The sequence below is a fragment of the Rouxiella badensis genome (assembly GCF_026967515.2).
GTDB lineage: Bacteria > Pseudomonadota > Gammaproteobacteria > Enterobacterales > Enterobacteriaceae > Rouxiella > Rouxiella badensis.
In genome coordinates, this window is sequence record NZ_CP114062.1 from 2739355 (window position 1) to 2753576 (window position 14222).

The window sequence follows — 14222 nt, forward strand, 5'->3', positions numbered from 1 at the left end:
GCCCTCTCTCGCCGCAGCGAGCGAGGGCGTTTCAGACGCTAGACCTTAACCTTATCAAGCGGGGCAGGCTTCGGTTTGAATACGAAGCGCCCCAGCGTCACCAGCAGCACCGCACTCAGGATGACCCCGAGCGCCAGCCATTCGACCCGCGACAGCGACTCCCCCGCGAAGCCGATGCCTAGCAGAACGGCGACGATAGGATTCACGTAGGCATAGCTGGTTGCGATGGCCGGTCTGACCGTTTTTAGCAAGAACATATAGGCGCTGATAGCAATCATCGAGCCCAAAACCACCAGATACGCCAGCGCCGCAAATGCGCTGGCGGAAGGAACATGCGTTAGCTTCTCACCGCTCAAACGACTCACCACCAGCAGTACGACACCGGCAATAATCATCTCGGCTGCACCGGCCATCAGCCCTTTCGGCAGCTGCACGCGGGCACTCAGCACCGACCCAAAGGCCCAGCTCAAAGAGGCCAGCAAAATCAACAGCGCTCCCCAGGGATTGCCGCTGAGATTGCTGCCAGTATTAAGCAAAACAATGCCGCAAAGCCCCATAGCGACGCCGGTCCATTCAAGCCGACTGTTCGGCATGCCAAACAGTCGGCTGAAGCACAACGTAAACAGCGGCACGGTGGCCACCATCACGGCGGCAATGCCGGAGGGCACCTCAAGATGCTCGGCGACGGTCACTAAACCGTTCCCCACGGCAAGCAGTAGGATACCTATTACCCCCGCAGCCAGCCACTGCGTCATCGACGGCACATTGTGACCGCGCAGCAGCAAAAAGGTGAACAGGATAACGCCCGCCACGAAGAAACGGATCCCTGCCATCATTAGCGGCGGCCAGCTTTCAACGCCCACGCGGATCACCAGATAGGTTGAACCCCAGATAAAATACAGCGCAAACAAGGCACTCATTAACGGCAACAGCGTACGCAAAGTGGAACGTGACATAATTTTTGCTTATAGCGAAGACAAGAGGCACTCAGTTAACGCTATCTCAGGGATGGCTAGCAAGTTCCGCCGTGCTATTTAGCGAAAAGGTAACGAGAAAGTTTCTTGAAGTTTATGGAATGTATCCAGAAAGTATTTTTCGCACAAATAATGACTGTGTCATGCGGCTTAAAAGTTTTATACTGAGCGCCTGTTTTTTGGAAAAAGTCCGGCAAAAATGAATACTCTAGGTAAAAAACTGTTTATCGCCTTGTTCGGCCTGATGGCTATCGGCGCTATCGGCGGTGTAATGGTGGCAGGCTATGCCATCGTTATTGAAGAGCCCGTGAAACTGCCAGGCGGCGCGCCCACCCCTGTTACCGCACCAGCGCCTGCCTCCACGGCTTCCTGAAGCCCCGCCACTGGCACAATGCGCCTGAGCAGGCATAAACTGGATTTCGCTTATTCCACGTGCCTGCTGAATTATTCACGTTAATTCCATATTGAAACTGTATTTTTTTGTCGCTGCTATTTTCTCTATACTGCCGCCTGACCCTCCCTCAATAATATTAAGGAATACACCATGTGCCATGCTGTCAATCCGCCCCCCTTTATGGCTCCCAGAGCTCCCCTACAGAATAGCCAACCTGAAAATACTTTTAACGGAAATAACAGACCCTCTACGCCACGGGCAATGACTGAATACTTAAAAAGCGCTAAAAATAGAGAGATTTCCTTTACCCCTTATAAGGACAATACCGTTAAAAGCAGTAATAATCCCGTCCAGGTAGAATTAACTCATAGTTTAAAAAAAAACTTACTTGAGTACTCTGATGCATTATCCGATTTATTGAGAGGTAAAAGAGGTGCCCCTCGACTACGCCAGCAGAGCGAGCCCATTAAAGTGGACAGTTCTCCACTACGTTCGCCTTCACTGGTGCTCGCCATCGAGAGGAAAATGAGTCGAAACAATACTGATAAGATAAAAATCATCTATCCAAACCTGGCCAGCCATTCATTGGATAAAATAAAAACGTTAGAGGAAGAAATAGGCGAAATCAATAATGATTTACGTTTAATCGAACGTTCATTAGCGAGGTATGAAATCACGTCAGAGGAAAAAGAAAAAACCCTCCACTATTTGAAAAATGATTTAAATAATAACTTCCTAAAGAATTATAAAAGCAATATTCTTTCCTCAAGCCACATCGTTAAACAGCCTGCGGATTTTCTATCACGATTTGTTTAATAGATCATCCATAGTATTATTATCGTCTCAGTAAGCTACTCTCGCGCTGAAGGCTGCCAATTTTGTAGACGACGACTCCAGCGCTCAAATATCATATCAACAATAATGGCCAGCAGCGCCACCACGATGGCCCCCTGCAATACATAGGCCGTATTGAATCCGCTCAGCCCGATAATAATCGGCGAACCGAGGCTCTGTGTCCCCACGCTAGAGGCGATGGCCGCCGTGCCAATATTAATAATCACCGAGGTGCGGATGCCTGCCAGAATGACCGGCGCCGCCAGCGGCAGCTCGACCTGGGTCAGTACCTGTAATCGGCTCATGCCGACCCCTTCGGCAATTTCGCGCGCCGAGGCGGGTACCGATTCAAGGCCGGTAATGGTGCCCTGTAAAATCGGCAGCAGCCCGTAAAGCACCAGCGCGATGATGGCCGGTTTCTCACTGAATCCCATCACCGGCACGGCGACGGCTAACACCGCCACCGGGGGAAAGGTCTGCCCCATCGCGACCAGTGTTTCAACCAACGCCCTGAACTCCTTGCCGGCCTGGCGCGTGACTCCCATCCCCGCCAGCACACCGATGACGACCGCAATCGCGCTCGAAACGCCGACCAGCACCAGATGTGCCAGCACCAGGCTGCTGAAGCTGTCTTGCAGATAAACCGGCCTGTCGAGGTCAGGAAACAGCCAATGAAAGACTCCGCCTAAAGAACGCATCCCAAAGATAAGCGCAAGGAACACCGCGATAACCCAAGTCAGCGGATCGCGCAGTGCTCGCAGCCAGCGATTGCCCGTCAGGTTGCTCATAACGCCTCCCGCTCTGCCACCAGATCGGCGAAGTGAAGTACCCCGATTAACCGCTGATTGTCATCAATCACCGGCAGACGTTCGGTGTGACGGGCCACGAAAATCGACAGCGCCTCACGTAGCGATATAGACGCTAATACCGGTTCGCCCTCGGCAGTTTCTCCCCGGCGCGTTCTCTCGCCGACGGACGCTAACGACAGCAGTTTTATTCCAAGCTCGCTGCGCCCGAAGAAGTCACGCACAAACGGCGTCGCTGGCTGCGTCAGCAGCTCCAGCGGCGTGCCCTGCTGCACGATTTGCCCATCGCTGAGCAACACAATGCGGTCCGCCAGACCTAACGCTTCATCGATATCGTGCGTCACCAGGACGATAGTGCGCCCGGAAAGCTGATGAATGCGCGCAATCTCTTTCTGCAGCGTCGCACGCGTAACCGGATCCAGTGCACCGAAGGGTTCATCCATTAGCAACACCTCAGGGTCGGCGGCCAGCGCTCGCGCAACCCCCACCCGCTGCTGCTGGCCGCCGGAAAGCTGGTGCGGATAGCGATGACGAAACTGTTCAGGGTTAAGGCTCAACAGCTCCATCAGTTCGGTCACGCGGTCGCGAATTTTGGTCTTTGGCCACTTAAGCAACTGCGGCACGGTGGCAATATTCTGTTCCACCGTCCAATGTGGAAACAGCCCGATAGACTGGATGGCGTAACCCATTCTACGGCGTAAATCCTGCGCGCGAAGCTTCTCGATAGGCTCATCGGCAAAGGTAATTTGCCCGCTGTCGTGCTCAACCAACCGATTGATCATTTTAAGCGTGGTTGATTTTCCCGAACCGGAAGTCCCGATCAGCACGGTAAACTCCCCCTTAGCGATGTGCAGATTGAGATCGCGCACTACCGCCTTACCGGCAAAGAATTTGCTTACCTGTGAGAAATTGATCATTTGCGCGAGGTCTCCAGAATTGAGACTAAAAATTTAAAAATTCCGTCAACCACGGCCGCCATCAACACCGCCGGGATCACGCCAAGCAGCACCAGATCCAGTGCGCTGCTGAGCAGTCCCTGAAACATGATGGCCCCTAGCCCACCGGCACCGATCAGTGCGGCGACCATCGCCATGCCCACGGTCTGTACCGCGACGATGCGGATACCGGACAAAATAACCGGCAGCGCGATAGGAGTCTGCACCTTATAAAAGACCTGAAAACGGCTGAGGCCCATGCCGGTGGCCGACTCTATCACGCCGGGCGCGACGGAGTTCATTCCCGCTATCACGCTTCGCACCAGAGGCAACAGCGAATACAGCACCAGTGCGATAATTGCCGGTGCCGCACCGATGCCGCTTATGCCGTGTGCGCCGAGCCAGGGAACGGCCTTGGCAAGCCCCGCCAGCGGGGCGAGAAGGAGGCCAAACAGTGCGATCGACGGAAGCGTCTGGATAATATTGAGTATGGAGAGCACCGACGGCTGCCAGCGCGGCAAACGGCAGCACAGCATACCGAGCGGCAGGCCAATCAGAATCGCGGGTATCAGCGTGCCGACCAGCAGTCCGAGGTGCTGCCAGAGTGCGTCATTGAACACGTCCGAACGATTCTCATACTCTTTGAGCAGGGAAAGCTGCGACAGCTGCCCGCTCGCGAGCAGCACCACGATGGGCACAGCAAGCTGGAGGTTAAGCAACACCCGCCAGCTGTGATTGGCGGTCAAACGGCTGATGGCGTCGGAGGCCGTCAGCAGCGACAGCGCGGCGCAGGCCCAGAATCCCCCGCCAAAAGAGATGCGTGCCAGGCTGTCTTCATCCCCTCCAGTCAGCGATAAAGCCGCGTGCCCGGCCAGCGCCACCAGCAGCGCTAGCAGCAGTTCGGCCAGCAGCATGACCAGCCAATAAACGCCTCGCGACGGGGTAACAAAAGAAAGCAAAAATAAAAGGATAACCGGCAATAGCAGCAGCACAACGGGCCCGTTGAGCAGCGAAGACAGGGCAATGCCCTGTCCCGAGATCAAACGATTGGGCGCGTGGGTGATAAACGCCAGACCGGCACCGGCGGCGATTATCAGCACCAGCAGCGTAAAAAGTACGCGGTTCTTTATTATGCGGTGAGCCAACACAACGTTAGTCAAAAAAAACTCTCCCTGCCCCCTTAACCTATTGTCAGGATGACTTCTTGATGAAGCCTTTCTGCTGTAGATATTTAGCCGCGACCTTCTTCGCATCCGCCCCGCCGACCGCAATCTGCGCGTTGAGCTTTTGCAACGTCGGACCGTCCAGCGAAGCGAAGACAGGCTTCAGCAGGCCGGGAATTTGCGGATACGCTTTCAGCACCGCTTCACGAACGATCGGCGTCGGGGCATAAATGGGCTGCACGCCTTTCGGATCCTGTAAGGTTTGCAGCCCCAGTGCCGCGACCGGTCCGTCGGTGCCGTAGGCCATCGCCGCATTAACGCCTGAAGTTTTCTCGGCGGCCGCTTTAATGGTCACCGCCGTATCGCCCCCGGCCAGCGACAGCAGCTGGTTCTGGTTAAGCTTAAAGCCGTAGGCATTTTCGAAAGCAGGCAGCGCATCGGGACGCTCGATAAACTCCGCCGAGGCCGCGAGCTTGAAATCACCACCGCCGTTGACCCACTTGCCTAAATCGGCCAGCGTTTGCAGATGATTGGCCCTGGCAACGTCATCACGTACCGCGATAGTCCAGGTATTGTTCGCCGGAGACGGGTCAAGCCAGACGATTTTATTCTGGTCATAGTCGAGCTTTTTCACCTTCTCGTAGCCTTGCTTTGCATTTTTCCACGCGGGGTCTTTCTCGTCAGAGAAGAAAAATGCGCCGTTACCGGTGTATTCAGGATAGATATCGATTTCGCCTGCGGTGATGGCCCCACGTAACACTTTGGTATTGCCAAGCTGCAGTTTATTGGTGGTCTTGATGCCGTTGGCGTCAAGTACCTGAATAATGATATTTCCCAGTAGTGATCCTTCGGTATCGATTTTAGATCCCACCTTGACGCTGTCTGCCGCCTGAGCAGAAAGACTGAAGGTAGTGACCACTGTCAGTGCCGCTGCGGCAGCTATACTTCTCAATCGAGCATTTCCTGTTGTGCGCGCCATGCATTTTCCTCTTATCGGGCAGAAGGCCGACCTGGATCAAAGTTAATTAACAGAAATCTGTACATAAAATGAGGGTGTTACAAGGATAGTTCAATTTTTGCTTGTGCATAAAATGGCCACACATAAAAGCAGTTGCTCAAGGTGCAGTAAACTGACTTTTAGTGCATAGCTTTACTAAAACTTCGCTGATTAATCCGAATTAATCGTGACACCGCCGAAAAGCGGTCTTTCATTGAGGAAAGAGGCAGATATGAGCAATGTTACCCAACCCAGAGCAGTTAACGCCGCTGTCGTTAACAGTCACCATCACATGGATTTTCATCAGATCCAGCTTGCGGCTCCGCTTGAGAACGAGGTCGGGGTGAGGATAGTCGCCTGCGGCATTTGCCACACCGATCTCGGCTTTATGACCGAAGGCGCGATTTTGGGCCACGAAGGCGCTGGCGTCGTCGAGCAGGTCGGCAGCGCGGTTAAATCGGTCAAACCGGGCGATCACGTTTTACTCTCCTACCAGTCGTGCGGTGTGTGTGCGGAATGTCAGGACCATCATCCGTATAACTGTGAACACTTCTCAAAGCTTAACTTTGGCTTTCAGCGAATTGACGGAACCAGTGCTTATCCAGAGGGCGTGCAGGGCCACTTTTTTGGTCAGTCGGCGTTTGCCGACTATTGCCTGGTCACCGAACAGAATCTGGTGAAAGTTGCGCCCGAGCTGCCGCTTAACGTTCTGGCCCCGCTGGGTTGCGGTATCCAGACCGGTGCGGGAACCGTGTTTAATACGCTAAAGGTTAAGCCAGGCGAAAGCCTGATGGTCATGGGTACCGGTGCCGTAGGACTTGCCGCCATCATGGCCGCTAAAATTGCCGGGGCCAAAACGATTATCGCCGTTGACCGTGAACCGCGCAGGCTGGCGCTGGCCCGTAAGCTTGGGGCGACGGAGAGCATTAATTCCGACGAAGAAAACTACCTTGCGACGCTGTGCCCGCATCTTGATTATGTTATTGATACAACAGGAATATCTCATCTCGACGAGCTGGGTCAAGACGTCCTGAAGGAAGGGGGAACGCTGGTTCGCCTGGCCGGTATAGCCGGTGAGCCGCTGACTCGTGGGCGTAAGGCGATTAGCGTGATTCAAGGTGACTCGGTGGCGCAAGATTTTCTGCCAAAACTGATCGAATACTGGCAGCAGGGGCGCTTCCCACTCGAGCAGATGATTACTTTCTACGATTTTGATGACATAAACCGCGCGCTTAAAGAGGCGAACAACGGCAGCGCCGTCAAAGCGGTGTTAGTCTGGGAATAGAATAAAAAAGCGCTCACCAGATGCTTTAATCGACAATAATTAGATCTTTTTATTTTAACTTATACTCATTTTGATCTTGTTGCGTAGCTGTCTGGACGTCTATACTGCTTTTTTTATTAAAAGCGTAGTTAAAAAAATGTCTGACACTATTGCGGCTTCTACCGCCGCCTCATCAGGGTATACCCACACATCCAACGTCGACGATGCGCCGACGTTGATCCGTTCCGCGGCCGATATCACACGCCTGGTGAATCAGGGCGCAACCAAACTTAGCGATGCCCGTATCGTCGTCGCCATCGCACTGGGAGGCGTTTTCCTCGACGCTTACGATCTCGGTGGGCTGGCCTTCGGTATGAAAGACATTACTCGCCAGTTTGGCCTGTCGCCGTCGGGCGCGGGTCTGGTGGCTTCGGCAATTACGCTCGGCGCAATCGTAGGCGCCTTGTTTGGGGGTTACCTCACCGACAAAATTGGTCGCTACCGCGTCTTCATGGCCGATATGTTCTTCTTCGTCGTTGCCGCACTGGCCTGTGCATTCGCCCCTAACGAGTGGGTTCTGGGCGGTTCTCGCTTCGTGATGGGCATTGGCGTCGGCATCGATTTACCGGTAGCGATGGCGTTTCTGGCCGAGTTTTCAAAGCTCTCGGGCCGCGGCAACAAAGCTTCGCGGGTCGCGATGTGGTGCCCGACCTGGTATGCGGCTATCAGCATTTCCTACCTGCTGGTTCTGTTGCTGTATGCGGTGCTTCCCGCTGACAAGACCGACATCCTGTGGCGTCTGATCCTGGGCTTTGGCGCGGTGCCTGCACTGCTTATCATTGCTATCCGCCATCGTTACATGAATGAATCGCCGGTCTGGACCGCCAATCAGGGCGACCTTGAAGGCGCAGCGGCAATTTTGCGTCGTTCTTATAATATCAACGTAGAAGTGGCGGCAGACGCCAATCTGCAACCGCAGCCGGAAGTGCGCAAAGCGGCCTGGAGTAACTACGGCGAGCTGCTGAAAGGCATTTATCTCAAGCGTACGATCCTTGCCACCGTGACGTCGCTGGTTTCACCGTTTGCTTACAACGCCGTTGCCTTTGGTTTGCCGGTCATTCTCTCAACCTTCCTCAAACAGTCGCTGATGAGCACCATCCTGTTTTCGCTGGGGCTAAATCTGTGCTTTGCGTTCGTGGGTGGGCTGCTGGCGGTGCGTCTGGTGCCTAAGTTAGGCGCGTGGAATATGACGCTGGCAGGCTATGCATTGCAGCTGATTGCGATGGTGGGTCTGGCGCTGGTGGGCCGTCCGGCTGACAGTGCCGAGGCGGCTATCTCCATCTCTATGCTTGCATTGTTCCTGTTTGGTCAAGGCATCGGTCCGGGATCGCACACCATGACTTTCGCCTCGCTGAGCTATCCCACGTCGTTGCGCGGCGTCGGGGTCGGTTTTAACCAGATTCTGGTTCGCGCCAGCTCGACGGCGTCACTGTTCCTTTTCCCCGTGCTCTCTGCCGCACTCGGCACTAGCGTATTCTGGGTTATCGCGTTTGCGCCACTGGCGGGGCTGATTGTGCTGCTGGCTATTCGTTGGGAACCTTCAGGCTATGACGTCGACGCGGAAGACTTCGAACCGGTCAAGGCATAAAAAGTAACAGTCCGCTCCCCCGTGGATTAAAAATGGAGGAGCGGATGTATCAAACTACCGGTGCGCGCGGCGCAAAGACCGGCTGTACGCCCGCCTCGGTCAGCATCGCAACCAACGCGTGCCCACCGTTCGGGCGGCTCTGCGCGAACTCGAGTTCGGTCGCCACTATCGGGCTTATCCAAAACAGGTTAACCGGATCGCCGTAGCTGCGCGGCATCTCAAGTTTTCCGAGCGGTGCGCCTAACTCCGCCGACACCACGTGACCTTCATAGCCTAACGGCGCAACCGGCGAAAGCAGCGTGTGCCCCTCCCCCAACCAACTCAGCGTCGTCCAGGGCAGTTGGGCATACTCTGACATCGCACTCGCCATCTGCACCGCATTGGCCTCATCGACGTACTCTTTGCCGACCGCAAACGCCAGTTCGATACGACGATGATGCTCAGCCTCATCGTTAAAAATCAGCTCAATCTGCGGCATCGGGCGGATACTCATGCCCAGGGTGAAGAAGTAGAAATTCTCGTCATCTTCATGCTGTGAAATCGCCATCGGCGGCCACGTGCCCTGATCGATAGCGTAATATTTTACCGCCGGGCCGAAGCGTTGTTCATAGCAGGCGATGAAATTACGCTGGTGTTTAGGCCAGGGATTGTGCTCGTTATGCTGCCAGTCGCGCCAGAATTGCCGGGTTTTGTCCGCCAGCGCGTATTGGGTATTGGTCGAGGCAGAGCCCAGGGGGAAGGTTAAGGAGTTCTGCTGAATGCACCCGGCGGAATAGCTGACCGAGTGGTCGATATACAGGCTCCAACCGGGGATAACCGCCAAGAGAAGTCCGTGATACCAGAGCGCCGCGCCGTCGTCGCTTTCATTCCACAGGATTTGAATCCCTTCGGGATCCAGCGGTGCCTCGGCCTCAAGGCTGCGACAATATTGCGCCGCCAACATCGGTGGCAAGCCTTCAGCCATCGCCTGCGCGTCGTCCTGTGCTGGTGCCGGAGACAGGTTTCTCACCCAGCAGCCGCGCATTCGCGGAAAGCGATCGCGTAAGTCTTCACGCGCATAGATGTAAAGATAAGCGACCCTATCGTCCTGTTCGACCATGGCGATGAGGGTCTGTTTATCGTTGCTGACCTGAGCGAGTATTTCTGACTGGCGCATGCTACCTCAATAGGATTAGTCGCTTCTTATTCTATGAGATAAAGTGTAGAACGTCTTCAGCATCAGGTTAACGGGCAAAAATCCCAAAACTCGGCTTGAACGCCTTGAATAGGGTGATTTTTGCGCCATTTTTCTCATTATCGGCAGTAAAGCCGGAAAAGCTGTGCTAAGTGCGCGGCCATCGGCGACAGCGTTGAGTCTTTACGTTGGATGAGATGAAAGGTTGCCTTGGGCAGAGGCAGATCAAGATCCAGCGCGACCAGGCTCTGGCCAAGCAGGGGGTCGTTGATGATATCGACCGACAGCACGCTCAGAAAATCTGTCTTCGCCAGCAGGCTGGTGCAGGACATAAAGGTCTCACACACCACGCTGATTATTGGCTCAGCTTCCATTTCGCTGAACATCTCGCTCAATAGCTTGTAATAGCTGCCGCGCGGCGTCGGCATGGTCCAGTCACAGTGCAGAAGCTCTTTTATACTGCGAGCCTTCTCCATCGGATGTCCGCGCCGACACACCACCCGATACTCCTTATCCATAAGTTTTTCATATAACAGTTCGTTATCATAGGCGCTTTGATAATAAGTGTTGATGGTGAAGTCCAACTCTCCCTGCCGCAGCTCCGGGATCATCGACACCAACTGCCCTTCGGCAATCCTGATCTTTACCTCGGGAAACTCGCGATGAAAACGGTCTATGACAATCGGCATAATGGTGCGCGCAATGCTGGCCCCGACGCCGAGGTTGACCTGCCCGCTGTGCGTACCAAGGCGCTGGGCAATATCCTCCTGCGCGACGCGTAATTCCTCAAGAATCAGGCTGGCCCGCTTGAAAAAAATCTCCCCGCATTCGGTTAGCGTGACGCCCTGACGTCGACGAATAAACAGCTGTGCGCCGAGGCTGTCCTCAAGCTCCTTGATTGACTTGGTCAATGCCGGTTGAGAAAGACTCAAAAAGCGGCTGGCGGCGCGAATACTTCCCTGACGGCTCACAGCCACAAAAGCGCGCAGTTGATGCATTTTTATTTGTGATGACATGACCGCGACTGATAACCCCTGATTATCACCATTAAGATTTTGGCATCTTATACGCCATGGTCGCTTTGTGTACATTGAAATCAAAGTGTCACATCTCATCTTCGAAAAATATCGGTCTTACCGCGACTAAAAGAGAGCTAATCATGGTTACAGAGGCATCCGAATTGAGCGCACCATCTTCCCTACAGGCGCTGTCAAAACGCGTCGATACACTTTTTACCGATCTCCAGACCCGCCGCCGCGATTTGCATAAATATGCCGAATCCGGCTGGCTCGAGTTTCGTACCTCCACGATTGTTGCCGAGCGTCTGAGCGAACTCGGCTACAGCCTGCAACTGGGGCGTGAGGTGATCGATGCCGATTCGCGTATGGGCCTTCCGTCTGCCGAAGTCCTGCAACAGCAGGAGCAGCGCGCATTGGAACAAGGCGCAATTGCACGCTGGATGCCTCATTTCTCCGGCGGATTCACAGGAATTGTGGCAACGCTTGAGACCGGCAGACCGGGTCCGGTTATCGGCTATCGCGTGGACATGGACGCGCTGGACCTCAATGAGCTTCAGAACGATGACCATCGTCCTTATCGTGAGGGTTTTTCCTCGCTGAATGGCGGCATGATGCACGCCTGTGGCCACGATGGGCATACTACGATTGGGCTCGGGCTGGCACAGCTGCTGATGGAACTGCGCGATCGGCTGTGTGGCACCATTAAGCTTATCTTCCAGCCTGCCGAAGAAGGCACGCGAGGCGCAAAATCCATGGTGGCAGCAGGCGTCGTCGATGACGTCGATTTCTTTACCGCCGTGCATATCGGCACCGGTGTGCCGGCCAATCATATCGTCTGCGGCAATGATACTTTTATGGCTACCACCAAACTCGACGTCGTCTTTACCGGCGTCGCTGCGCATGCGGGCGGCAACCCTGAGCAAGGGCGTAACACTCTGCTGGCGGCGGCACAGGCAACTCTCGGCCTGCACGCCCTGCCGCGTCACAGCGCGGGTAGCTCGCGGATTAATGTCGGCGTACTCCAGGCCGGCACCGGTCGTAACGTGGTGCCTTCGAGCGCGATGATGAAGGTCGAAACCCGTGGGGCGACTAACGAGGTGAACGAGTTTATTTATCAGCAGGCGCTGAAGGTGATTTCCGGTGCCGCCGAGATGTATCAGGTGCAGTTCGAAACCCGCCTGATGGGAGCGGCTCAGAGCAGCACGCCGACCGAGCCATGGGTGAAGTACATCCATCGTCAGGCCGAGCAGTTGGGTCTGTTTGAAGAGATTATCGACCGTCAGGAAGGCGCTGCCGGTTCAGAAGACGCCACCTACATGATGGAGCGCGTCAAATCACTGGGCGGTCAGGCTTCTTACGTCATCTTTGGCACCGATCTTAGTGCTGGACATCACAATGAGAAATTCGATTTCGATGAGAAGGTCATGACTCAGGGAATCAAGACGCTGGCTGCGCTGGCGCTGAATATCAACTCATTCAAGGAGCATTGATTATGCTTGCCAATCAAGAAATTATCAGCTTTGTCGACGATTTTATCGATACCCAACGCGACGTATTATCGGCTATCAGCGATGAAATCTGGGACCATCCTGAAACGCGTTTCGAGGAGTCTATCTCCTCAAGACTGCTTGCCGACAAACTTGAGGAATCAGGCTTTCAGGTCGAGCGCGGCGTCGGCGGCATGGACACCGCGTTTATTGCCAGCTTCGGCGAGGGAAAGCCGGTTATCGCTCTGCTCGGTGAGTTTGACGCGTTGGCGGGACTGAGCCAAAAGGCGGGCTGCGACAGCGAGCAGCCGCTGGTAGAGAACGGTAACGGCCACGGCTGCGGTCACAACCTGCTGGGCACCGCGGCGCTGGGTGGTACACTGGCGGTGAAGGCGTGGATGGAGAAAGAAGGCCTGAAAGGCACGGTACGATTTTACGGCTGTCCGGGCGAGGAAGGTGGCTCAGGCAAAACCTTTATGGCCCGCGAAGGCCTGTTTGACGGCGTGGACGCCGCGCTAACCTGGCACCCCGAAACCTTCAGCGGCATGTTCAGCAACCCGACGCTGGCCAATATTCAGGCCGCGTTCCACTTCAAGGGTGCCGCCGCACACGCCGCCGCCGCCCCGCATCTTGGCCGCAGCGCGCTCGACGCCCTGACGCTGATGAACACCGGTGCCAACTTCCTGCGTGAGCACATTATTCAGGAAGCACGCGTGCATTACGCGGTGACCAATGCGGGCGGTATCTCGCCGAACGTGGTACAGGCCGACGCCGAAGTGCTGTATCTGGTGCGGGCACCGCAGCTCGATCAGGCGCAGGCCATTTTTGACCGCGTAGTCGATATCGCCAAGGGCGCGGCACTGATGACCGGCACCCGCATGACGATGCGCTTCGACAAGGCCTGCTCCAACTATGCCCCCAACCATAAGCTGGAAGAAGTGATGTATCGCTACGTGCAGGCCTTCGGCACGCCGCAATACAGTCAGGAAGAGCAGGCGTTCGCCCGTTCAATCCACGCCACACTCAGCGAACAGGACATCGATAACAGCTTGAATACGATGGCGAAAACCGGCGGCATCGCAGGCAAAGCCTTCGCCGAGACACTGCGCCATTCACCGCTAACCTCCGCCGTCGCACCCTACTGTGCCAATGAAAATATCCTTTACGGCTCCACCGACGTCGGCGACGTAAGCTGGATAGTCCCTACCGCGCAGTGCTTTAGCCCCTGCTTCGTGGTCGGTTCACCGCTGCATACCTGGCAGATTGTGTCACAGGGCAGAACCTCTCTTGCCCATAAAGGCATGTGTCTCGCGGCGAAAGTCATGGCCTCCACGGCCGTCGCGCTGTTCTCCGACTCGGCGCTGCTGGATGCCTGCCAGGAGGAACATCGTGCGGTGCGTGCGCGACGTCCCTATCACTGTCCGATCCCGGAAGGCATTAAGCCTTCACCTTTGAAGTAAAAAACGCTACAAAGATCGACTGCCCTGCTTCGACCTTTCCTCATCGTCGGGGCCGGGCATAAAAAAA

Annotated in this window: 12 protein-coding genes and 1 pseudogene; 6 read left to right on the forward strand and 7 right to left on the reverse strand. The window is 55.2% G+C overall.

Annotation, left to right across the window (positions count from 1 at the left end):
- Positions 1-38 precede the first annotated feature (38 nt).
- Positions 39-956, reverse strand: a complete 918-nt coding sequence (gene yedA, locus O1V65_RS12670; protein ID WP_017491564.1) for a drug/metabolite exporter YedA — start codon at positions 954-956, stop codon at positions 39-41.
- A gap of 217 nt (positions 957-1173) precedes the next feature.
- Between yedA and O1V65_RS12675 the strand changes: the two are divergent.
- Positions 1174-1272 (forward strand): annotated as a pseudogene (locus O1V65_RS12675) (hypothetical protein); the annotation flags it as partial.
- A 246-nt stretch (positions 1273-1518) separates the two neighbouring features.
- Positions 1519-2184 (forward strand): hypothetical protein, encoded by a 666-nt coding sequence (locus O1V65_RS12680; RefSeq protein WP_269129769.1) that lies wholly within the window; start codon positions 1519-1521, stop codon positions 2182-2184.
- A gap of 35 nt (positions 2185-2219) precedes the next feature.
- On the opposite strand, the gene O1V65_RS12685 is transcribed toward O1V65_RS12680, so the two are convergent.
- Genes O1V65_RS12685 through osmF form a run of 4 tightly spaced genes read right to left on the reverse strand, consistent with a single transcriptional unit; the run spans position 2220 to position 6085 of the window.
- Entirely contained in the window at positions 2220-2990 is a 771-nt protein-coding gene (locus O1V65_RS12685; protein WP_017491561.1) for an ABC transporter permease, read from the reverse strand.
- Entirely contained in the window at positions 2987-3925 is a 939-nt protein-coding gene (locus O1V65_RS12690) for an ABC transporter ATP-binding protein (RefSeq protein WP_192503454.1), read from the reverse strand. The genes O1V65_RS12685 and O1V65_RS12690 overlap by 4 nt, the downstream gene beginning before the upstream one ends.
- Positions 3922-5103, reverse strand: coding sequence for an ABC transporter permease (locus O1V65_RS12695; RefSeq protein ID WP_265576787.1), 1182 nt, complete (start codon positions 5101-5103; stop codon positions 3922-3924). The genes O1V65_RS12690 and O1V65_RS12695 overlap by 4 nt, the downstream gene beginning before the upstream one ends.
- A gap of 31 nt (positions 5104-5134) precedes the next feature.
- Positions 5135-6085: a glycine betaine ABC transporter substrate-binding protein OsmF gene (osmF, locus tag O1V65_RS12700; RefSeq protein ID WP_026110488.1), complete on the reverse strand. Its 951-nt coding sequence runs from the start codon at positions 6083-6085 to the stop codon at positions 5135-5137.
- Positions 6086-6335: 250 nt separating this feature from the next.
- Between osmF and O1V65_RS12705 the strand changes: the two genes are divergently transcribed.
- Positions 6336-7388 carry an NAD(P)-dependent alcohol dehydrogenase gene (locus O1V65_RS12705; protein ID WP_227955350.1) on the forward strand — a complete coding sequence of 351 codons (1053 nt, stop codon included), beginning with the start codon at positions 6336-6338 and terminating at the stop codon, positions 7386-7388.
- A 136-nt stretch (positions 7389-7524) separates the two neighbouring features.
- Complete coding sequence (locus tag O1V65_RS12710; protein ID WP_017491556.1) at positions 7525-9015, forward strand: MFS transporter; 1491 nt, start codon at positions 7525-7527, stop codon at positions 9013-9015.
- Positions 9016-9064: 49 nt separating this feature from the next.
- On the opposite strand, the gene O1V65_RS12715 is transcribed toward O1V65_RS12710, so the two are convergent.
- Both O1V65_RS12715 and O1V65_RS12720 read right to left on the reverse strand, forming a co-directional pair.
- Positions 9065-10171 carry a suppressor of fused domain protein gene (locus tag O1V65_RS12715; RefSeq protein WP_017491555.1) on the reverse strand — a complete coding sequence of 369 codons (1107 nt, stop codon included), beginning with the start codon at positions 10169-10171 and terminating at the stop codon, positions 9065-9067.
- Positions 10172-10308: 137 nt separating this feature from the next.
- Positions 10309-11205: a LysR family transcriptional regulator gene (locus tag O1V65_RS12720; protein WP_227955354.1), complete on the reverse strand. Its 897-nt coding sequence runs from the start codon at positions 11203-11205 to the stop codon at positions 10309-10311.
- Positions 11206-11348: 143 nt separating this feature from the next.
- Here O1V65_RS12720 and O1V65_RS12725 point away from each other — a divergent pair, with 143 nt between their 5' ends.
- The gene (locus O1V65_RS12725) at positions 11349-12698 is read left to right on the forward strand and encodes a M20 family metallo-hydrolase (RefSeq protein ID WP_269129770.1); all 1350 of its coding nucleotides are present in this window, start codon (positions 11349-11351) and stop codon (positions 12696-12698) included.
- Positions 12699-12700: 2 nt separating this feature from the next.
- Positions 12701-14155: a M20 family metallopeptidase gene (locus O1V65_RS12730; RefSeq protein ID WP_084911538.1), complete on the forward strand. Its 1455-nt coding sequence runs from the start codon at positions 12701-12703 to the stop codon at positions 14153-14155.
- The last annotated feature ends 67 nt before the right edge of the window (positions 14156-14222 follow it).